The 20,977-nt window shown below is 67.0% G+C and carries 20 protein-coding genes; 5 read left to right on the top strand and 15 right to left on the bottom strand.

Annotated features, from left to right (window positions below):
• Window positions 1-66: 66 nt before the first annotated feature.
• From A5698_RS12815 to A5698_RS12795, 5 genes are all read right to left on the bottom strand, one after another.
• Window positions 67-885, bottom strand: a complete 819-nt coding sequence (locus A5698_RS12815; RefSeq protein ID WP_067091995.1) for an MlaE family ABC transporter permease — start codon at window positions 883-885, stop codon at window positions 67-69.
• Window positions 872-2,041 (bottom strand): thiolase C-terminal domain-containing protein, encoded by a 1,170-nt coding sequence (locus A5698_RS12810; RefSeq protein WP_067091993.1) that lies wholly within the window; start codon window positions 2,039-2,041, stop codon window positions 872-874. Before A5698_RS12810 ends, A5698_RS12815 begins: the two co-directional genes overlap by 14 nt.
• A 91-nt stretch (window positions 2,042-2,132) precedes the next feature.
• Window positions 2,133-3,308: an OB-fold domain-containing protein gene (locus tag A5698_RS12805; protein WP_067091991.1), complete on the bottom strand. Its 1,176-nt coding sequence runs from the start codon at window positions 3,306-3,308 to the stop codon at window positions 2,133-2,135.
• 17 nt (window positions 3,309-3,325) lie between these two features.
• Complete coding sequence (locus A5698_RS12800) at window positions 3,326-4,534, bottom strand: CaiB/BaiF CoA transferase family protein (RefSeq protein ID WP_067091989.1); 1,209 nt, start codon at window positions 4,532-4,534, stop codon at window positions 3,326-3,328.
• Window positions 4,534-6,027: an aldehyde dehydrogenase family protein gene (locus A5698_RS12795; protein WP_067092001.1), complete on the bottom strand. Its 1,494-nt coding sequence runs from the start codon at window positions 6,025-6,027 to the stop codon at window positions 4,534-4,536. Before A5698_RS12795 ends, A5698_RS12800 begins: the two co-directional genes overlap by 1 nt.
• A gap of 314 nt (window positions 6,028-6,341) precedes the next feature.
• On the opposite strand from A5698_RS12795, the gene A5698_RS12790 reads away from it, so the two are divergent.
• From A5698_RS12790 to A5698_RS12770, 5 genes are all read left to right on the top strand, one after another.
• Window positions 6,342-7,040 (top strand): SDR family NAD(P)-dependent oxidoreductase, encoded by a 699-nt coding sequence (locus A5698_RS12790; protein WP_067091987.1) that lies wholly within the window; start codon window positions 6,342-6,344, stop codon window positions 7,038-7,040.
• Between the two features lie 30 nt (window positions 7,041-7,070).
• Complete coding sequence (locus A5698_RS12785; RefSeq protein WP_067091985.1) at window positions 7,071-7,931, top strand: mycofactocin-coupled SDR family oxidoreductase; 861 nt, start codon at window positions 7,071-7,073, stop codon at window positions 7,929-7,931.
• 18 nt (window positions 7,932-7,949) lie between these two features.
• Window positions 7,950-8,141, top strand: a complete 192-nt coding sequence (locus tag A5698_RS12780; protein WP_064397030.1) for a ferredoxin — start codon at window positions 7,950-7,952, stop codon at window positions 8,139-8,141.
• A gap of 39 nt (window positions 8,142-8,180) precedes the next feature.
• The gene (locus A5698_RS12775) at window positions 8,181-9,569 is read left to right on the top strand and encodes a cytochrome P450 (protein WP_231967391.1); all 1,389 of its coding nucleotides are present in this window, start codon (window positions 8,181-8,183) and stop codon (window positions 9,567-9,569) included.
• 66 nt (window positions 9,570-9,635) lie between these two features.
• The gene (locus A5698_RS12770; RefSeq protein ID WP_068297144.1) at window positions 9,636-10,076 is read left to right on the top strand and encodes a hypothetical protein; all 441 of its coding nucleotides are present in this window, start codon (window positions 9,636-9,638) and stop codon (window positions 10,074-10,076) included.
• A 9-nt stretch (window positions 10,077-10,085) separates the two neighbouring features.
• On the opposite strand, the gene A5698_RS12765 is transcribed toward A5698_RS12770, so the two are convergent.
• The 10 genes from A5698_RS12765 to A5698_RS12720 form a co-directional block, all read right to left on the bottom strand.
• Window positions 10,086-11,294: a DUF1214 domain-containing protein gene (locus A5698_RS12765; protein WP_068297135.1), complete on the bottom strand. Its 1,209-nt coding sequence runs from the start codon at window positions 11,292-11,294 to the stop codon at window positions 10,086-10,088.
• 10 nt (window positions 11,295-11,304) lie between these two features.
• Window positions 11,305-12,072, bottom strand: a complete 768-nt coding sequence (locus tag A5698_RS12760; protein WP_068297133.1) for a sugar phosphate isomerase/epimerase family protein — start codon at window positions 12,070-12,072, stop codon at window positions 11,305-11,307.
• A gap of 1 nt (window position 12,073) precedes the next feature.
• The gene (locus A5698_RS12755) at window positions 12,074-13,243 is read right to left on the bottom strand and encodes a sulfotransferase family protein (RefSeq protein WP_068297128.1); all 1,170 of its coding nucleotides are present in this window, start codon (window positions 13,241-13,243) and stop codon (window positions 12,074-12,076) included.
• Entirely contained in the window at window positions 13,240-14,367 is a 1,128-nt protein-coding gene (locus tag A5698_RS12750; protein ID WP_068297125.1) for an LLM class flavin-dependent oxidoreductase, read from the bottom strand. The genes A5698_RS12755 and A5698_RS12750 overlap by 4 nt, the downstream gene beginning before the upstream one ends.
• Window positions 14,368-14,467: 100 nt before the next feature.
• The gene (locus A5698_RS12745; protein ID WP_068297122.1) at window positions 14,468-15,247 is read right to left on the bottom strand and encodes an SDR family NAD(P)-dependent oxidoreductase; all 780 of its coding nucleotides are present in this window, start codon (window positions 15,245-15,247) and stop codon (window positions 14,468-14,470) included.
• Window positions 15,248-15,264: 17 nt separating this feature from the next.
• Window positions 15,265-16,560, bottom strand: a complete 1,296-nt coding sequence (locus A5698_RS12740; protein ID WP_068297120.1) for an acyl-CoA dehydrogenase family protein — start codon at window positions 16,558-16,560, stop codon at window positions 15,265-15,267.
• A 21-nt stretch (window positions 16,561-16,581) separates the two neighbouring features.
• Window positions 16,582-17,358 (bottom strand): enoyl-CoA hydratase/isomerase family protein, encoded by a 777-nt coding sequence (locus tag A5698_RS12735; protein WP_068297118.1) that lies wholly within the window; start codon window positions 17,356-17,358, stop codon window positions 16,582-16,584.
• A gap of 1 nt (window position 17,359) precedes the next feature.
• The gene (locus A5698_RS12730) at window positions 17,360-18,586 is read right to left on the bottom strand and encodes an acetyl-CoA C-acetyltransferase (RefSeq protein WP_084792424.1); all 1,227 of its coding nucleotides are present in this window, start codon (window positions 18,584-18,586) and stop codon (window positions 17,360-17,362) included.
• Between the two features lies 1 nt (window position 18,587).
• The gene (locus A5698_RS12725; protein WP_068297115.1) at window positions 18,588-19,775 is read right to left on the bottom strand and encodes an acyl-CoA dehydrogenase family protein; all 1,188 of its coding nucleotides are present in this window, start codon (window positions 19,773-19,775) and stop codon (window positions 18,588-18,590) included.
• Window positions 19,775-20,767 (bottom strand): acyl-CoA dehydrogenase family protein, encoded by a 993-nt coding sequence (locus A5698_RS12720; protein ID WP_068297111.1) that lies wholly within the window; start codon window positions 20,765-20,767, stop codon window positions 19,775-19,777. The genes A5698_RS12725 and A5698_RS12720 overlap by 1 nt, the downstream gene beginning before the upstream one ends.
• Window positions 20,768-20,977: the final 210 nt, after the last annotated feature.

Genomic DNA, 20,977 nt, shown 5'->3' with positions numbered 1-20,977 from the left:
GCACCCCGAGTAAACCGCGGATACGTACTACGAAGAACCTGAACCGTGCCCATTCGGCGACCCCCGCTAACCCGTCGTCATCCGAATACCGATCGCGGTCACGACGACGTTGATCACGAACAACGCCATGAACGCGTACACCACCGTCTCGTTGACGGCGTTACCGACCGCCTTGGCGCCACCACCGGTGATCGTCAGCCCGCGGAAGCACGCCACCAGCCCGGCGATCAGCCCGAACAACGCCGCCTTCACGCACGAGATGACCACCTCGGGGACACCGGTCAGCAGCGTGATCCCCGCGGCGAACGCGCCGGGATTCACATCCTGAATGAACACCGAAAACGTGTAGCCGCCGAGGATCCCGATGATGACCACCAGGCTGTTGAGCAGCAGCGCCACCAAACCCGAGGCCAACATCCGCGGCGTCACCAGGCGCTGGACCGGGTTGATCCCCAGTACCTCCATCGCGTCGATCTCCTCGCGGATCGTCCGCGATCCCAGGTCGGCACACATCGCCGTCGAGCCGGCCCCGGCGACGATCAGCACGGTCACGATCGGGCCCACCTGGGTCACCGCGCCGAACGCCGCACCCGCTCCCGACAGGTCGGCCGCGCCCAACTCGCGCAGCAGGATGTTCAGCGTGAACGACACGAGGACGGTGAACGGGATCGCCACCAAGAGCGTGGGCGCCAATGACACCCGGGCGATGAACCAGCACTGCTCCAGGAACTCGCGCCACTGAAACGGCCGACGGAAGACGAACCGCACTGCATCGGCCGACATCGCGAACAACGCACCGACCGCCTGCATGGGTCCGGCCAGGTTCCGCAACGGCGGTAGCCCGGCGGACCACCGTTCCGGTCCGCTACCGCTACCTTGCGCCATTGCCGTCTCCTTCCAGGATGGTCACTGCCGCCACTGCCGTGGGCCCGCCAATGTTATGGGCAAGCCCGATCCGAGCACCGTCCACCTGGTTCACGGCTTCGCCGCGAAGCTGTGCGAACAGCTCGACGCACTGCGCGACGCCCGTCGCACCGGGCGGATGCCCTTTGGCCTTCAGGCCTCCGCTCGGGTTCACAGGCAACCCCCCGCCGATAGTGGTCACTTCCGCCTCGACGAGTTTGTGGCCCCCGAACCTCTCGGCGAATCCGAGATCTTCATAGCTGATCAATTCGATGCCCGTGAAGAAATCGTGAACTTCAGCCACATGAACATCGCTAGGAACAAGACTGGCCATCTCAAAAGCCTGTTTGGCGGCCCGCGTCGTCGCCGGCATCGTCGTCATGTCCGCTTTGTGTTGATGCATCACGGAGTCCAGGCCCAGCCCGACCCCACGAATCCACACCGGGCGGTCTGTGAACCGGTCGACGACGTCTTCGGAGGCGAGCACGAGGGCGGCCGCACCGTCGCTCTGCGGTGCGCAGTCGTAGAGCCGAAAGGGCGTGACGACGATCGGTGCCGCCATCGCCTGCTCGACGGTGATCTCGAATTGCAGTCGCGCCTTGGGATTGTTGGCACCGTGCCGGTGGTTCTTCACCGCCACCATCGCCAGATGCTCCTCGGTGGCCGGCGACTCGTGCAGGTAGCGCCGGACGTGCAACGCGAACCCGGCGGGCGACACGACGCCGAGCGGGTAGTCCCACGCCATGTCGCGGGCCATGGCCTCCCACTCCCACAACATGTCTCGCGACGTGGTGTCGCGCAGCTTGTCGGCACCCATCACCAGCGCGACGTCGAAGGCGCCGGAGGCGACGCCGAACAGGGCGTTGCGGATCGCGTCGTTGCCTGTGGCACAAGAGTTTTCGACGCGGGTCACCGGTAGGTCGGGCAGACCGAGCGTGTCGGCGAGAATGCCGGCCGGAAAACCGTCGGCGGTGCCCATCGCGCCGAACCACGCCGCCTGCAGGTCCGACTTGTGCAGCCCCTTGTCGACACTGGCCGCGCACTCCGCGAAGGCCATCGGCAGAAGATCCTTGAGCCCGAGCGCGAAATGCTCACCGAAAGCCGTCATTCCGGCGCCGACGATCGCGACCTTCCTCATGCCTCGGCTCCCGGTCGTCCCCTGCCCTGCAGACGTGGGCCCACCGGTCCTCGCTGCGCTGCGATCCTCACTCCCGCTCGCCTTCGGGTCCTCATGCCGCCACCGACTCCGGCTCGAACATGTAGCCGTAGTCCGGAACCCCGGACCGCACGGCGACACGGCGCAGGGCCAGCCGGCCGCGGGTGCCGATGTCCACCGAACCCGGCTCGGCCCCCGTCACCTTCACCAGCGCCCGCACCCCGACCCCATCGAGCTCGACGATCACCAGGGAGTACGGCGAGCGCAGGCCCGGTACCGGGATGTGCACCGTCGTCTCGGTGTAGACGGTTCCGGTGCGCGGCAACGGAATCAGTTCATAGCCGGTGGACAGCGTGGAGTTGTCGGCCAGTCGGTAGCGAGGCGGGAAGTCGAGGTCCTCGGAACCGGGATGACGGCCGGCCTCCCAGCGCACCTTGGCCTCGAACGCCCGCTCGTACGCGGCGAGCGAGATCGGGATCTGGGCGTCACCGACGACGGTGCCCTCGGGCTGTGGGCGGGCGGCCGGCTCGCGCCGGTGCAACTCGGCGACCCCGCCGGTCACCGTGATCCCCGACAGGCTCGCCTGTTCGACGGCTACCAGCGGGCCGGTCGAATTCCGTTCGGCCATACCGGCCAACGCGAACAAGCCGGCGCTCGCACCGGTGGTCGGCAGCGGGGGCGGGTCCCCGATCGTCAGCTCGGCCGCCCACGACGGGTCCACCCCCGCGAGCGCGGCCGGGGTGTCCAGCCACGCCGCCTCCAGGGAAGCGATGAGGCCCCGTTCGTGCAGGAGCCGGGGGTCGCCGTAGTCGTGTACGTCGCCGGTCGCCTTGCGGGTGCGCACCGGAAGGCTGCGCGCCACGCGGGCCGCGGTGCGCACCTGCAGACCCCGCTCCGCGGTCAGGATCGCCGCCGCGCCCGCGGGATTGAGGTCGGTTCCGATGATCAGCGTCCGCGGCCTCGCCGAACTGATGGCGTCCAGCGTCGCGGGTGCACCACCGAGCCGCTCGTCGACCTCGAGCTCGGGGTCGAGCCCGAGCCCCGCCAACAGCACCGCCGCATTGCTGCTGTCGAGCAGTGGCAGATCGCGACTGACCAAAACCACGCGTTCGACAGCTCCGCTGGCGATCAGCGCCGCCCGTCCCGCCTCGACGGCGAGGGTGACCGCGTCCTCGTCGTCACCGGGCTCGCGGTGTAGCGGCGCACCCCAGCACGGCAGGTATGTGCCGATCGAGGCGACGTAGGGCATGGGCTGTCTTTCCGGTTCTAGGTGACGGCGCCGGCCGTCTTCAGCTCGATGATGCGGTCCCAGTCCAATCCGAGTTCCAGCAATATCTCGTCAGTTTGCTCGGCGAACCCTGGCGCGGGTCCGCTTCGGGGTGCGCTGACATCGAACTGAACCGGATTGGCAACTAGTTCGAGCTCGCCGGCCTGCACCAGATACTCGTTCGCGCGGATCTGGGCGTCCTCGGCGGCCTGCAGCGTGTCCTGCACCGGCGCCCACGGCCCCAGCAGGGTGGCGAACCGCTCGCTCCATTCGGCGAGCGGACGCTTCGACATCGCCTCCTTGAGGATCTCGGCCGCCGTCTCGGTGTTCTCGGCGATCGACTCGGCGGTCGCGAAGCGCGGATCGTCGGCGAGGTCGTCGAGGTCCATGTGCTTGCAGACGTCGGCCCAGAACTTGGTGGGCTGCATCATCACGAACGAGATGTAACGGTCATCGGCCGTCGGATACAGCCCCACGAGCGGGTTGATCGGCGAGCCGTGCACCCCCGGCGGGAAGGCCTCCATGCGCTGGCCGAGGTGTTTGGTCAGCGCGACGGTGTGCCCCAGCGACCACAGTCCGCTGCCCAGCAGGGACACGTCGACAACCGAGGGCTCCCCGGTGCGTTCGCGTTTGAGCAGCGCAGCGGCGATGCCGCCCGCGAGGTTCGTGCCCGAGATCGTGTCCCCGTAGGCGGGCCCCGGCGGGCCGACCATGCCCGGCGTGCCCGGCGGCGTGATCGTGGCCGCGGTGCCGGCGCGGCACCAGAACGCGGTCATGTCGTAGCCGCCCTTGACGGATTCCTCGCCCCGGGGGCCCAGTGCGCTGCCCCTGGCGTAGATGATGTTCGGGTTGACCGCCCGGATGTCGTCGACGTCGATGCCGAACCGCTGCCGGTGCCCCGGCAGGAAGCTGGTGAGGAAGACGTCGGCCCGACGGGCCAGTTCCAGCAACACCTCTTTGCCTTCGGGCACCGACATGTCCAGACCGATGCTTCGCTTACCGCGGTTGGCGTGCTCGATGTTGGGGTTGGGATCGCCCTCGACGCGCAACAGGCCGGTCTGCCGCAGCCCCCGCTGCGGGTCGCCGGTCACCGCGTGTTCGACCTTGACCACGTCGGCGCCCCACTCCCGCAGCACCGCGCCCGCGGATGGGACGAATCCGTACATCGCGACTTCCAGGACGCGGATGCCGTCCAACGGTCCACTCATCAGCCACTCACCACCGTTGCGAACGTCTTGGATTCCAGAAACTCCTCGAGACCGGCCCGGCCCATCTCGCGGCCGATGCCCGACTGCTTGTAACCCCCGAACGGGCTGTCGGGGCTGAAGTAGTTGCCGCCGTTGATGGAGAACGTGCCCGTGCGGATGCGCCGGGCGACCGCGAGCGCGCGGTCCTCGCTGCCGAACACGGCGCCGGAGAGCCCGTAGATGGAGTTGTTGGCGATCCGGACCGCGTCATCGTCGTCGTCGTAGGCGATGACGACGAGCACCGGCCCGAACACCTCTTCCTGGGCGATCTCGCTGTCGGGGTCCACGTCGGTCAACAGCGTCGGCGTGTAGAAGAAGCCGGGGTCGACCTTTTCGCCGCCGGTCACCAGCGTGGCGCCGGCCTCGACCGCACGCTTGACCATCCCGTCGACCTTGTCGCGCTGCTTCTCGCTGATCAGCGGCCCCATGTAGGTACCGGGGTCGGCGGGATCGCCGTGGCGCACCAGCCCGAAGTTGTTCTTGATCAGCCCGACGATCTCGTCGTGGTGCGTGCGCGGCACCAGCAGCCGCGACGTCAGCGCACAACCCTGTCCGGCGTGGGTGACCATCGAGAACGCGCTGAACAGCGCCGCGGTGTTGAAGTCCGCGTCGTCGAGCACGATCGCGGCGGACTTGCCGCCGAGTTCGAGAAACACCTTCTTCAGGGTTTCGCTGGCCGCCGCCATGATCCGGCGGCCGGTCGGGGTCGACCCGGTGAACGTCACCATGTCGACGTCCGGGCTGGCGGTCAGCGCGGCGCCCACCTCGGGATCGGCGCCGCTGAGCACATTGACCACACCGGCGGGGATGTCGGTGTGGTTGGCGATCAGCTCACCGATCGCGAGCGTGATCAGCGGAGTGTCCGGAGCCGACTTCAGCACCACCGTGCAGCCGGCGGCCAGCGCCGGCGCCAGCTTCGCGAGCGCGAGCTGATTCGGGTAGTTGTAGGCGATGATCGCGGCCACCACGCCCGCGGCTTCCTTCTCCACCCAACGGTGGTGCTGCATGCCGCGACTTTCGATGTTTCCGAGATCCTCGGTCATCGGGTAGGTCTTCAGGAGCTCGGCGTAGTACCGGACGATCTCGATGGGCTGGTCCAGCTGCGCCCCCTGGCAGAGCGCCTCGGTGGCGCCGACCTCGGCGATGGTCAGCGCGGCGAGTTCGTCACGGTGTTCGACGAGCGCTCGGTGGAACTGCTCGAGGCAGCGCACCCGCAGCTCGGTGTTGGTCGCCCAATCGGTTTGGTCGAAGGCGCGACGCGCGGCGGCGACGGCCGCTTCGGCATCGGCGACGGTGGCATCGGGCGCATGGCCGAGCACGTCCCCGGTGGCGGGATTGAGGGAGGGAAACGTGCGGGAGGTCTCGAGCAGCTCTCCCCCGATCAACAACCGGCGATCGACGCCGGCCGATCCTGCGGCGGTTTCGTCACTCGAGATGAGGGTCGCTTCCCGCATCATCCTCCTCAATCGTGGGGGTTCTCGAAGTGTGATGGAAACTCCATTCTCATCACCGGCGAATCATACATTCGCACAGAGAGAACTCAAGGAAATGATCGGAATCGCCACTGCCTGGGAATAACGGTGCGACAATCGGCCGCCGAACGTCTCACCAGTGCGAATCACTCGGGTTCCGTGTCTTGCGGAGTTGTAAGAGGCGAGAGTACGGTTCTCATAATCGAAAGGACGATTCTTGATGGCGTCGGGAACGCACGCGCGCAGCATCGGGACGCGCACGCAAGGAGCGGAATGACTGTGGCCGAGGCACAGGTATGAAGAACGCCGTCGTGACGGGAGGCGGCTCGGGCATCGGCCTGGCCGTCGCGCAGCGGTTGCGCGCCGACGGTATGCACGTCGCCACCATTGACGTCAATCCATCCGACGCCGACTCCGCGTATACGGCCGACGTGACCGACCGCGCTCAGGTCGAGGAGGCAATCGACGCCGTCCGCGCGCAACTCGGGCCGATCACTGTCCTCGTGAACGCCGCCGGACTGGAGAAGTTCAAACGCTTCACCGATCTGAAATTCGAGGACTGGCAACGTGTCATCGACGTCAACCTCAACGGCGTCTTCCACTGCATCCAGGCCGTCCTGCCCGACATGATCGAGGCCGGGTGGGGTCGCATCGTCAACATCTCGTCATCGAGCACGCATTCCGGCCAGCCCTACATGGCCCCGTACGTGGCGGCCAAATCCGCGGTCAATGGGCTCACCAAATCGCTCGCTCTGGAGTACGGGCCCAGCGGGATCACGGTCAACGCCGTGCCGCCCGGCTTCATCGACACCCCGATGCTCCGCAAGTCCGAAGAGCGCGGCTATCTGGTGGTGCAGCAAAACATCGACTCGACACCGGTGCGCCGCATCGGCAAGCCCGAGGACATCGCGGCTGCGTGTGCGTTCCTGGTCTCCGAGGAGGCCGGTTACATCACCGGACAGATCTTGGGCGTCAACGGCGGCCGAAACACGTAGCGGCGACAAGTAATAAGGAAAGGATCCTCAGTGGGACGCGTACAGGGAAAGGTCGCATTCGTCACCGGTGCGGCGCGTGGGCAGGGGCGCAGCCATGCGGTACGGCTGGCTGAGGAGGGCGCCGACATCATCGCGGTCGACCTCTGCGAGAACATCGACACCATCGGCTATCCCATGGCCACGCCGGAGGATCTCGAGGAGACCGCGGCGTTCATCGAGAAGACCGGTCAGCGCGTGGTCACCGCCAAGGCGGATGTGCGCGACGCCGCACAGCTCAAGGCCGCGCTCGAGGACGGCATCTCCCAGCTTGGCGGGCTCGACATCGTCGTCGCCCAGGCCGGCGTCGCGGGGATGAAAGGCCAACCGCCGCTGCAAGCGTGGATCGACGTCATCAACACCAACCTCATCGGGACCATCAACGCCATTCAGGTGTCGCTGCTGCACCTCAAGGAGGGCGCCTCGATCATCGCGACCGGTTCCACCGCCGCGCTGATGGACACCCACCAGAAGAACGATCCCGGCAACGACCCCGGCGGCATGGCCTATGTGCATTCCAAGCGCGCATTGTCGGCCTACGTCCACGACCTCGCCACCGAGCTGGCGCCGCGCGGTATCCGGGCCAACGTCGTGCACCCGACCAATTGCAACACCAACATGTTGCAAAGCGAGCCGATGTACCGGTCCTTCCGGCCCGATCTGGAGAAGCCCGAGCTCAAGGACGCAGAACCGGTGTTCTACGTCCAGCAGGCCATGAAGGTGCCGTGGGTCGAGCCCGAGGACATCAGCAACGCGGTGCTGTGGTTGGCCTCCGACGAAGCCCGCTTCGTCACCGGCGCGCAGTTGCGCGTCGACGCCGGCGGTTACCTGAAGTGGTACGACTACCACAACTGAGCGTAAGGAGTTGCGACAGTGAAGGTTTCGGTTGACGGCACGCGGTGCCAGGGCCACACCCTGTGCGCGATGATCGCACCCGACTCGTTTGAGCTCGACGATGTCGACGGCCATGCGTCGGCGGTGAACGAAGTTGTTCCCCCGGATCAGGAAGACCTTGTGCGGGAAGCCGCCCACTCATGTCCGGAACAGGCCATCGTCATCGAATGACGCGCGGCCCACACCGCGCAAACCAATAGGAGACACGCCGTGACTGTCCACAGCGATGAGCCGCTGGCGCGAAGAGCCAACGGAGCCGACGACGGGGACCGCAAGAAGAACCGGTACCACTTCGACCGGCATACACCCGAATACCGCCTGCAGTTCGAGAAGATCACCGAGGAGATGCACTCCCGGTGCCCGATGGCGTGGACGGACACCTACAACGGGCACTGGGTCGCCGCGGACAGCAAGCACGTGTTCGAACTGGCCCGCTGCCCCGCGGTGTCCAACCACCATGACATCACCGGTGAGACGCCGTTTCAGGGCATCACGATTCCGAAGGCCAGTCGCGCCACCGTCGTTCGCGGCGGCATCCTCGAGATGGACGAGCCCGAACACAGCGCCTACCGCGGTGCGCTGAACCCGTACCTGTCGCCAGCGGCCATCAAGCGCTGGGAGCCGTTCGTCGACGAGATCACCCGCGCGGCACTCGATGAGCACATCGAGTCGGGACGCATCGATTTCGTCGAGCACCTCGCCAATGTCGTGCCCGCGGTGTTCACGCTGGCGATGATGGGGATCGACCTCAAGAAGTGGAACGTCTACAGCGAGCCGACGCACGCCTCGGTCTACACGCCCGAACACGCTCCCGAGCGGGAGAAGATCAACGAGCAGCACCGTGAGATGGGGATCGACCTCATCAACAACATGATGGAGATCCGGGAGAACCCGCGGCCCGGGCTGGTGAATGCGCTGCTGCAGTTGCGCATCGATGGTGAACCGGCTCCGGACATGGAGATCCTCGGCAATCTGGGGTTGATCATCGGCGGCGGTTTCGACACCACCACGGCGCTGACGGCGCACGCGCTCGAATGGCTCGGTGATCACCCCGACGAACGGGAGCGCCTCAGCCGGGAGCGCAACACGCTGTTGCATCCCGCGACGGAGGAGTTCCTGCGGTTCTTCACCCCGGCACCCGGCGACGGACGGACCTTCTCCGAGGATGTCGAGGTCGAAGGCCAGCAGTTCAAGCAGTATGAGCGGCTGTGGCTGTCATGGGCGATGGCCAACCGTGACCCCGCGGTGTTCGACAAGCCGAACGAGGTGGTCCTGGACCGGAAGGGCAACCGGCACTTCAGCTTCGGTATCGGCGTGCACCGCTGCGTGGGTTCGAACGTGGCACGTACGGTCTTCAAGTCGATGCTGACCGCCGTGTTGGACCGGATGCCGGACTACGTATGCGATCCCGAGGGCACCGTCCACTACGACACGATCGGCGTGATCCAGGGCATGCGCAATCTGCCTGCCACGTTCACTCCGAGCAAGCCGTTGGGCCCGGGTCTCGACGAGACGTTGGAGAAACTCCAGCGGATCTGCAACGAACAGGAACTGGCCCGGCCGATCACGGAACGCAAGGAAGCCGCCGTCATAACCTGAACCGTGCTCGTCACGGGCGCGAAGGTGATTTGATGGGCAGCGGGCGGGGACATGGGAGGATCGACGTTGAAGCGCTTGAAGGTCTTCGTCGCAGCGGCTGCGCTGGTCATGGCTGTCGGCACCGTCACGCCGCCGCCGGCCAATGCCATGATGACCCTTGGCAACTACGACCTGCAGACCAACAGGTACAACCGGGCCTCCTGGCTCTGGTTCATCACCGCCTGCCTGCCGGATCGCCCGCTCGACTGTGTCTACGTGAGCGCGCGGCCGCGGCTGAAGTTCTACGCCTATTACGAGGGCCCGGCGAAACTGGTCGACGGCCGTTACACCATGACTGTCGACGTGCCGGACGGTCTGCAGTGCCCGGGCCAGGTGCTGCCGACTCGCGAAACGTACTCCTGGGATGAGATATCCCTGGTCGGCACCATCGAGTCCCATTACAACGTCGGATGTTTCAACGGGCCACCGGGCATGCAGTTCTGGACGTTCAAACTCCAGCGGCTCTGAGCCGGCGCCCTACCAGCCGTAACGCTGCCGAATTCCGTTGAACCGCGCCCACATCTGCCCGATGCGTTCGGCGGGTGTCACGGTCGCGGTGTCGTGCGGTAGCGCCTCGGGGAGGTCGGCGCGCTTGACCACCCTTGTCCGCAGTACCGCGGGCTCGCCGTCCAGCATGTGCCGATAGGTGAGGTTGCCCCGCTCGAAACCCTGGGTGTCCAGCCAGTTGTGGTAGCCGGGGTCGTCGTGTGACAGCACGAGGCGCACCGTGTTGTCCGTGTCGACCGCGGTGCGGCTGGGGGTGTAGCTCACCGGGCGGTAAAGGTAATCCATGCTGGTGAAGAACGGGCCCATGTTGGTCAGCATCCACAGCCCGTCATGGGTGTCGAATTCGACGATCAGCGATTCGTCGGGCGCGAGTCGCCAGTGCATGTTGGCCGCCGCGCGACCACGCTTGGCGTCGGCGCCGGTCGCCGTCACGTCGGGGAACCGGTTGGGGTGCTCGGCATCGACACCGCCGTACGCGAACGGGAATTCAGGCCAGTCCGACATCATCCCGGACAGGAAATCACCCGCCCATCCGATGGCCGAGATTATCTCTGCAGGGCTCGGCACCGGCCTGGGCTCGGCCATGTCGACGCGTTCGATGCGCATGCGGGCCGGGCGCTCCTCCCACCGGTCGAATCCCTGCCGGATGAACAGCTTGCGCGACCCGGGTGTGGTGGGCAGCCAGTTGGGTTCCCGCTGCGGTCCGCCGACGTAGATTTCGAAGGTACCGTCGGGTCGCGTGTTCAGTTGCGCGCCAGACAGGTTCGCTTCGGGTGTGTCGCCGAACGGCTCGTGAAGCACGCCCGGGCCGTCGGGACGGGGTCCCTGCACCGTGATGTTGAAGAACGGCGCCGTACCGCGCTCACCGGTGATCCGATACGTCGACGTGCCGTCGATCCACGCCTGTTGATACAGGAAGTCCGCACAGTCGCCGCCGAGCTTTCTGGTCGGGTGGGAGAAGGTGTGGATTTGGGGATATCGCGTGTTGCGCGTCTCCAGCGCGAGGTCGAACGCCTGCCCGAGGTTCTGGGTGAGGAACCGGAAACCGTCGGCGCGGTGAATCCCGGATGTACCGTTGTGGTCCTTGAAGACCCGCTCCCCCGCCTGTTTCAGCCGATCGCAGAAGTCGTCCCATGCCGACTTCAGCTCGGCATCGTCGCGGCCGTCTCCGAACGCCATCCCGTTCCCCCTAGCCGTCGAGTTCTTCCAGCATCGTCGACACCACGTCGCACGCCCGGCGGGCGGCCGCCAATCGGCTTTCTTCGTCGATGCGCGGGCCGATCAGCTCGAGGTCGAAGCCGTGCGCGTAGCCCGAGGCCAGCACCGACGAGAGGAACGGTGCGATCGGGATGGCTCCGTCGCCGGGTACCGCCCGAGCGGGCAGCGCCCGGTCGCCAAGCACGTAGTCGCTCAATTGAATCGTCACGGTCCGTGGCAGCGCCCTCTGCACCAGCGCTGTCAGGTCCGCCTCGGCCCAACAGTGGAACAGGTCAATGCAGATGCCGAGGCCGGTCGCCTCGGCGAGGGTGATCGTGTCGCGCAAGGTGTGCGCGATGTGGATGTCGGCGTAAAGGCTCGAGGCGTTCTCGATCGCCAGCTTTACACCTGCGTTTTCGGCCACCCGCGCGCACGGCGTCACCGCCTCGCTGAATCGGTCCGCCGCCTGCTCCCAGTTGAGCTCGCCTCGCCCGCCGGTCAGCATGTACACCGCCCGCGCGCCGAGGCCATGGGCGGCGTCGATCACCTTCAGCAGTGCGTCGCGCGAGGAGAATAGGTGATACACCGTCTCCACCGAATAGCCCTCTCCGGCAACGATCTTCGGCAGGTCCGGTTCGGTCAGTTGCGAATCGATCAGGCTGAGCCGCGTCAGCCCCAGCGCTCGCCAGTGCTCCAACAGTTCGCCCACCGGCGTCCCGTAGAACGTGACGCTGTGTACCGAGAGCCGCTCGTCGGGCACCTCAACCCCGGTTCTCGATCGGCACGCCGAACCGTTCTCGGAACGGCCGGAATTCGTCGTGCAGCGCATCGAGGTCCTCACCGATGTCGGTGAGCAGCGTGGTGGAGTAGCGGAACTTGCCGTGCCGATCGCCCGGGTTGTCGGCCAGATACTGCCGCATGGCGGCCTCGGCCTCGGTGGTCAACTCTCGACCACAGAACTCGTAGTAGCGGCGCACGGTGCCGACCTGATCGGCGATGAAATCGGCGTAGCGCACGTGCAGGATCCGGGGATCGTCGACCAGCGGATGGCTCATGGTGTTGGCGATGCTCTCGCGGGTCAACGCCAGGTGCATCTTCGCCGCGGCGTGTAGGTCGACCGGTCCCACGATGCCCTCGAGGATGTCGGCCATCATCATCGTGCGCGACGCCGCGACCTGCACCGGGTCGCGGTGCAGCCACATCAGCGTGGCGTCGGGATAGGCGTCGAACAGCTCGGCGAGCCGGAACCCGTGAAACCCCTTGAGCACCCACTGTTTGCGCGGGCGGCCGTATTGGAACTGCTGCAACATCGCCTTGTGGATGCGGTACTGCGCGGCGGGGTCGGTGGGCAGGCCGCCGACGACGGTCTGCATCGGCACGCGCCACCACGCGGTCGGGGTCAGCACCCGGAAGTCGAAGGCCCAGGTCCGTTCGTCTTCGGGCAACCCGTCGCCCAACATGTCGTTGTACGGGTGGCTGTGTAGCCATTTCGGCAGCTTGGTGTTGATCTCGCGCCAGTCCGCGTCGGCCTGTGCGCGACGCGGATCCTCGCCCTCCACGGTGCCCGGCGGCGGCGACGGATACATCACCTCCCAGAACCGCAGCGCGCGGGAGTCCGGGTCGACCGACATCAGCGCGTGCATCAGCGTGGTGCCCGACCGCGGCTCACCCGTGACGAACATCGGCCGCTCGATGACCTCCTCGGCGACCGGGTGGCGCCGGCGGTCCTCGAAGAACTCCAGGCGCGAGGTGAGCAGCCAGTGGCACACTTGCGCGGCGCGCCGCCTGCCGTCGTCGTCCATTCCGAGCGCGTTGAGGTGATCGACGACCAGCGAGAAGCGTTGCGGCAGCGTGGGATCGCCGTAGTCGGCCAGCCCGGTTTCGTCCTGTGCGCGGGCCAGTATCTCCGCCGCCACCAGGTGCGCGCTCACTCGACGCCTCCGCACAGAGCCATCAGCTCGTCCTCGACTTCCCGCACGTTCTGCGCCGACTGGGCGGTGTATCGCAGGCCCGCCATGGCGCCGTAATCCATGATCTTGGGTACTCGCAATCCCGCGTCGACGTAGTCCTTGATGACACCGGCGAGCTGTTTCGGTGTGCCGTGCGGGACCATGGCCAGGATCATCTCCGGTTCGACCCGGCCGAGGAAGTCGACGATGCGCTCGCGGGTGAGCACCGCCGGATCGATGTCCTGGTATCCGCGCCAGTCCTCCCCCAGCGGATGGGCGAAGCCGGCCTTGCGCAGCACCTCGGCCGACACCTGCAGGAGGAACGACTTGACCAGCGGCGCCTCGAGGATCTCGGCCAGCCCGGCGTCGTCGCGGCCCACCAGGCACACCTGGATGAAACACGGCGTGATCGCCGACGGGTCGCGGCCCGCCTTCTCCGCGGAAAGCTTGACCACGGCGAGCTTTTCGGCGTAGTCCTCCGGCGACCATGCGCCGGTCGGCCACCATCCGTCGGCGTAGCGACCGACGATGTCGAGCGTGCGAGGGCCGCTGCCGCCGATCCAGATCCGCGGGAAGCGTCCCTCGTAGGGTTCGGTGTCGAGGCGGGCGTGGCGTAGCCGATAGAACCGACCGTCGAAGTCGACCGGGCCGTCGCTCTCCCACAGCAGCCGGATCACCTGTAGCGCCTCCTCGAGCCGGCTGACCGGCGCCGTGAAGTCGAAGCCGTACGGCACGGTGTTCTCGGTCTCTCCGCTGCCCAGCCCGAGGATGAACCGGCCGGCCGCCAGGTGGTCGATGGTCAGCGCGCTCTGCGCAAGTAGCGACGGGTGCCGACGGACCGTGTCGACGACGCTGGTCACCAGCGGCACGTTCTTCGTCAGCACCGCCGCGGCCGCCGCGACCGCCATGGCGTCTAGGTGGCGGTGCGGCGACGGCGAAACCGTTGCCAGGTCGGTGAACTCAGGCGTCCAGATCGAGTCGGGCCAGAAGCTGACCATGTGATCGGGCATCCAGATCGAGTGGTAGCGCCCGCTGTCGAGGTCGTCGAGCACCGACAGGTCCAGCGGCAGCGTGGTGCGCAGGTACGCGGCGGGCTGAACCCTCATGCGGGGGTCCCGTTTCCTCCGCGAGCAGACGTAAAACTGCCGCATTCGAGCCAAAAATGGGCAGGTTGGCGTCTGCTCGCGGGGAGAAGTGACGCCCTCATCATGAGTCGCTGCCCGTCTCGGCGAGGAACGACTGCGTGTGGGCGATGCGACCGGTCAGAGCCGTCGGATCGCCGGTGCACAACCGGAGAGCCGTCTCGGTGATCAGCGAGATGTCCTCGGTGTCGGTCTTGGCCAGGTCGAGCGCACCGGCGCCCTCGGTGGCGACCGGATTCGTGGGCGCGGCGGCGTTGACGGCGATACCGTCGTCGTAGAGTTCGGCCGCAAGGCTTTTCGTCAGCCGGTTCAACGCCGCCTTCACCGTGCCGTACACGCCGAAGCCGGCAGTGCGGTCGAACTCCGAAAAGGGCGGCCCGTCGGGGAGGTCGCCGCCGACCGAGGTCACGTTCAGCACCCAACCGCGCCCGCGTTCGCGCATCGCCGGGATCGCCATCTGCGTGAGATGCAGTGGCGCCATGACGTGCATCTCCATCATCAGACGGACGCGGCGCTCGGGGAATTGGTCGAGGGGCCGCAGGAATGTCACGGCGGCGTTGTTGACCAGGATGTCGGGCGCACCGATCCTGTCGGCCACTTCGGCGAACAACCGGCCGCGCTGCTCGCTGTCGGACAGATCGGCCGCCACCGCGATGGCCGAGCCGCCCGCGGCCTCGATCTCCTCCAGCGTCTGACGCAGCGAGCCTTGGTATTTCGGGTCCGGCTCGAGCGTGCGCGCAGTGAGCGCGACCGTCGCACCCTCGCGGGCCAGCCGCTGCGCGATCGCCTTTCCGAGCCCCCGGCTGCAGCCGGTCACCAGGGCGACTTTGCCGTCACACGACACTGTGGGATCTCCTCGCGTCAGCCCCGCGGAATGCCCGCGAGTTTGTCGGCGAACTTGGCTTCGGCGGCTTCGCGTAGCCGCAGCAGATGTTCGGAGGGGAACACGTCCGGGGCCGGCTTGACGTCCTTGAGCAGCAACCGGGCCAGCGTCGCCTTGTGCACCTCGGTCGGGCCGTCGGCCAGCCCGAGCACGAACGACTCCGTCAGGTACTGCACGAACGGCATCTCATGGGAGGTGCCGAGCGACCCGTGCAATTGCAGCGCCCGCGCCGAAACATCGTGCAGCACCTTCTGCATCATCGCCTTGACCGCCGAGATGTCCGCACGCACCGCCTTGTAGTCGTTGTACTGGTCGATCTTCCACGCGGTCTGCAGGGTCATCAGCCGGAACGCCTCGATCTCCATCCAGGAGTCGGCGATCATCTCCTGAACCATCTGCTTGTCGGCCAGCACCGACCCCTGGGTGTAGCGCGACACCGCCCGTTCGGTGAGCATGTCGAAGATCCGCCGCACCAGGCCGACGGTGCGCATGGCGTGGTGGATCCGCCCGCCGCCGAGCCTGGTCTGGGCCACGACGAACGCGCCGCCGCGCGGTCCGAGCATGTGATCGTCGGGTACCCGCACGTTCTCGTAGCGGACATACCCCTCGCGCCCGCCGCCGATCGGTTGATAACCCAACCCGACGTCGCGCAGCACGTTGATGCCGGGGGTGTCGCCGGGCACGACGAACATCGAATAGCGTTGGTACGGCGGCGCGTCGGGGTCGGTCATCGCCATCACGATGATGAACGACGCCATCGAGGCGAACGACGAATACCACTTCTCGCCGTTGATCACCCAGTGGTCGCCGTCGCGGGTGGCGGTGGTGGTGAACACCTTCGGATCGGCGCCGCCGTGGGGTTCGGTCATCGAGAAGCAGGACACGATCCGGTTGTCCAGCAGCGGTTCGAGATACCGCTGCTTGAGTTCGGGTGTCCCGTAGTGGGCGAGGATCTCGCTGTTACCCGAATCCGGTGCCTGCGAACCGAACACGATCGGCGCACATTCGGACCGGCCCAGGATCTCGTTGAGCAGCGCCAGCTTGACCTGGCCGTAGCCGGGGCCCCCGAGGTGCGCGCCCAGGTGGGTGGCCCACAACCCGCGCTCCTTGACGATCTGCTGCAGCGGCGGGATCAGCGCCTGGCGCACCGGATCGTTGAGATCGTGCGACTCCTTGACGATCAGATCGATGGGTTCGCATTCGTTGCGGACGAAGTCCTCCACCCACGCCAGCTGTTCGGCCCACTCCGGGTCGGTCGAGAAATCCCAGGCCACTGTCCGTCCTTCCGTCCGCTTTCAGCTATCCGACCACTTCCGCCGGCGTTGCGCGGCCTCTTCGGTGGCGTGGCTGAGCACCTGATTGCGGTTCTCCAGCTCCATCGCGGCGTCGAGACCCGAGGCGTCGGTGTTGGTCTGCAGCGCCCGCTTCGTCAACTGCACCCCCAGCGGGGACAAATCGGCGATGGTCGCCGCGATCTCGAGCGCGCGCTCGCTCAACCGCTCCGGCGCGACGACCTCGCTGACCAACCCGCGACGGTCGGCCTCCTCGGCGCTGACTGTGCGACCGGTCAACATCCAGTCCGCCGCGACGCTTGTGCCGACGATTCGCGGCAGGTGGTAGCTCATCCCCATCTCGGCGCCCGAGAGCCCGAGCAGGATCGCCGCGTTGCCGAAAGTAGCTGCGGTCGAACAGATCCGGATGTCCGATGCCAGGCACAGCGCCAGCCCGGCGCCGACGCACGGCCCGTTCACGGCGGCGACGACCGGTTGCGGCAGCGCCCGAATCGCCTGCGGCAGCGCCGCCATCGCCTCCTGGAACCGCATCCGTTCGATCGCCGGCGCCGACGCCTCGATGGGCGACCCGAAGTTGCGCACATCGATGCCGGCGCAGAACCCGCGCCCCGCGCCGGTCAGCACGACGGCGTTGACCGACGTATCGGCGGCGATCTCGCCAAGGGTGAGCGACAGTTCGTCGCGCATGACCTCGTTGATCGCGTTGAGCTGCTTGGGCCGGTTCAGTTGCAGGACAACGACGCCCGGGCGGTCACGGTCGACGACCAACGTCTCGGTCATGTCAGACCCGCTCGATGATGGTGGCGGTGCCCATGCCGCCGCCGGTGCACATCGTGACCAGTCCGGTGGTCAGGTCGCGGCGTTCGAGCTCGTCGAGCACGGTGCCGATGAGCATCGCACCCGTCGCCCCGATCGGGTGGCCCAGCGCGATGGCGCCGCCGTTGACGTTGACGCGGTCGGGATCGAGCCCGAGGTCACGGATGGTCTTGAGCGGCACGGCCGCGAATGCCTCGTTGATCTCCCACAGGTCGATGTCGGCGACCTGCATGCCGGCCTTGTCCAGGCACCGCTGGGCGGCGGGTCCCGGCGCGGTGAGCATGATGACCGGCTCGCTGCCGATCGCCGCGGTGGACCGGATCTTCGCCCGCGCGGCAACGCCGTTCGCGTCGAGCCACCGTTGGGACGCGACGACGGCCGCCGCGGCGCCGTCGACCACACCGGAGGAGTTCCCCGCATGGTGGACGTGGTCGATCGCGGTCAACTCGGGATACCGGGCGAGGCAGAGCTCGTCGAACGTGGCGGACTCACCCTCGACGCGCGCCCCGCCCATCCGCTCGAACGCCGGCGGCAGCTTGGCCAGCTTCTCCATGGTCGTGCCGGGTCGCGGATGTTCGTCGGTATCGAGTGCGACCTCACCCGCGGCATCGGTGACCGCGATGACCGACCGGTCGAAGCGGCCTTCGGCTATCGCTTCGGCGGCACGCCGTTGGCTTTCGACGGCGTACGCGTCGACGTCCTCGCGGCTGAACTTCTCCAGCGATGCGATCAGATCGGCCGAAATGCCCTGCGGAACAGTCGGATGCAATTCCCGGAACGCGGGATTGTCGCCGTCGATCGTCGGCACACCGACGCTGGCCGTCCACCGCGACATCGACTCGACACCGCCCGCGACCACCACGTCCTGCGCGCCCGCCGCCACTCCGGTCGCCGCGACCGTGATCGCCTGCTGGCCCGACCCGCAGAACCGGTTGAGCGTCATGCCGGGCACGGTCTCCGGCCAGCCGGCGAGCAGTACCCCAAGGCGTGCGATGTCGTCGCCGTGCTCGCCGGCGAGGATCCCGTTGCCCGCGACCACGTCGTCGACGTCGGTCGGGTCGAAACCCGTTCTGGCAGAGAGCGCTTGTAGGCACTGGGCGAACAACGCCTGCGGGTGGATCCCGTGCAGGGCGCCGTCATCCCGGCCACGACCCCTCGGTGTGCGTACCGCGTCGACGATCCAGGCGTCCATGTCAGCGCCGCGGCAGACCGAGGACCTGCGTGGCGATGATGTTGCGCTGGATCTCCGACGTGCCACCGGCGATGGTGCCGCCGAAGCTGCGCGCATAGCGCTCGAACCAGCTCGCGAAGTAGTGGTCGAGGTTCATGTGCGCGTACGGTCCGGAGGTCGACGGGTGGATCAGCCCGTCGGCACCGGCGGCGGCCAACGCGTTCTCCATGGCCTGACGCTCGGCTTCGGACCCGAAGAGTTTGAGCACCGACACCGATGCGGTGTCCATCTCGCCGCGCGCGGCTCGCGACAATGCCGCCGAGCCCATCGCCCGCAACGCCTGGTAGTCCATGATCGTCGTGGCGTACTGGTCGCGCTCGATCTCGGTGCGGGGCCGGAAGTCGGCGATCATGTTGTCGATGCGGTCGGCGAAGCCGAGCCACATCATCGTGCGCTCATGGCCGAGCGAACCGTTGGCGACACCCCATCCGCCGTTGAGTGGGCCGACGAGGTTCTCGGCGGGTACCCGTGCGTCGGTGAAGAACACCTCGTTGAAGTCGAGGTTCTCCTCACCGGTCATGTCCGCGAACGGGCGGCAGACGACGCCCGGTGTGTCGGTCGGGATGATCAGAACGCTGATGCCCTTGTGCTTGGGCGCATCGGGATCGGTGCGCACGAACGTCAGCAGGAAGTCGGCGTCGTGGGCACCGGACGTCCAGACCTTCTGGCCGTTGACGACGAAGTAGGGCCCCTCCGGGCCCTGGACCAACTCAGCCCGTGTGCGCAGCGAGGCCAGATCGGAGCCGGCGCTCGGCTCGCTCATTCCGAGCGACGCGGTCATCTCCGCCTTCAGCACCGGCACCGCCCAGCGGTGCTTCTGCTCATCGCTGCCGAACGAAATCAGCGATGCGGCAACGATGTTGACGCCCTGAGGGTTGAAGCTGTGGTAGATCCGCCGCCGGCACAGCTCGTCGAGGTGCACGAACTGCTGCAACACGGTCGCGTTGCGGCCACCGAACTCCGGCGGTTGCGCAGGCAGCAGCCAGCCGTTGTCGAACAACAGCCGCTGCCAGTCGCGCGCCCATTGCGGCATGTGCGACACCGACTTCGGCCGCTCCAGCGTCTGCGACTCGGGCGGTAGATGCTCGTCGAGGAACGCCGAGAACTCGGCACGGAACTGTTCTACGTCGGAATCGAAGGTCAGCTGCATCAGAAGGTCCTGTACTCCGCTGCGATCACGGCGCGATGCTCGGCGGCGCCGCCGAGCAGCAGCTCGCCGGCCTTGGCCCGCTTCAGCGCGAATTGAAGGTCGTTCTCCCACGTGAATCCCATGGCACCGAACAGTTGCAGCCCATGGCGGAACACGATCGCCTGTGCCTCCCCCGCCGAGGCCTTGGCCATGGCGGCCGCCAGCCGTCGGCGCGAATCGTCCTCGGCGATGGTCAGCGCGGCGAAATAGGCCAGCGCCCTGGCACGTTCGATGGCCACATGCATGTCGACGGCCTTGTGCTGCACGGCCTGGAAGGAACCGATCGCGACACCGAACTGCTGGCGTTGCTTGACGTGCTCGAGCACCAGATCCAGGATGCGCTGGCACGCGCCGACCGTGCTGATGGCCATACCCGTCAGCGCAACGTGGCGGGCGCGTTCGGCGTCGGCAGGGACCCGCACGGTGTCGGGCACGCGGACGTCGACGAACGACACCTCGGCGACGTGCAGGACCGGGTCGAAAATCGGGCTGCGCCGCGAGGTGACCTGGTCGGCGTCGACGATGAAGACGCCGGCGTCGGTGACCACGGCGAACCGCTCGGCGCGGTCACCGTCGAGGACGTGATGCGCCGTGCCGTTGAGCACCCAGCCGTCGGCGACCCGGTGGGCGGCGACACCGTCGTACACGGCGGTGCCGGCCTGCTGCGGATCGAATCGATCACCCGCCAGCGGCGCGAACTGCGTCAGCGTGGCCAGAAACGGCGTGGGGTCGGTGGCCCGGCCCAACTCCTCGAGGACGATCGCCAGTTCGACGGCGTTCTCGGCCTCGGCGAGCTCCGTCCACCCGGCGTCGACGTAGGTCTTCCACAGGGGTGCCGGGTCGACCCCGTTCTCCGCGATTCCGCGGATGAGCGACGCGGGGATCTGTTTGGTCACCGCGTCGCGCACGGTCTCCTGCCAGAGTCGCTGATCGGCGTCGAACTCCAGTAACACCAAGCCTCCCGGGCCTCGAAGATGGGCAACGCGTCGCTGCGAGAATAACATTCTCAATTCTAGGTCAAAGCGTTCTCGTGATCTGACTACCGCGTTTCGCTGTCCGCGTGTCATGCAGTTGACCAGCACACACCCTGACCTGCGCAAAAGTAAGCAGTTCGTAGAGAACTAGATTCTTGCGATTGAAGAACAACGCTTTACACTGGGATA

The sequence above is a fragment of the Mycobacterium sp. E136 genome, assembly GCF_001666865.1.
Lineage (GTDB): Bacteria > Actinomycetota > Actinomycetes > Mycobacteriales > Mycobacteriaceae > Mycobacterium.
The sequence above is the reverse complement of the archived record's forward strand: the minus strand, read 5'-3'. Positions and strand labels throughout refer to the sequence as shown.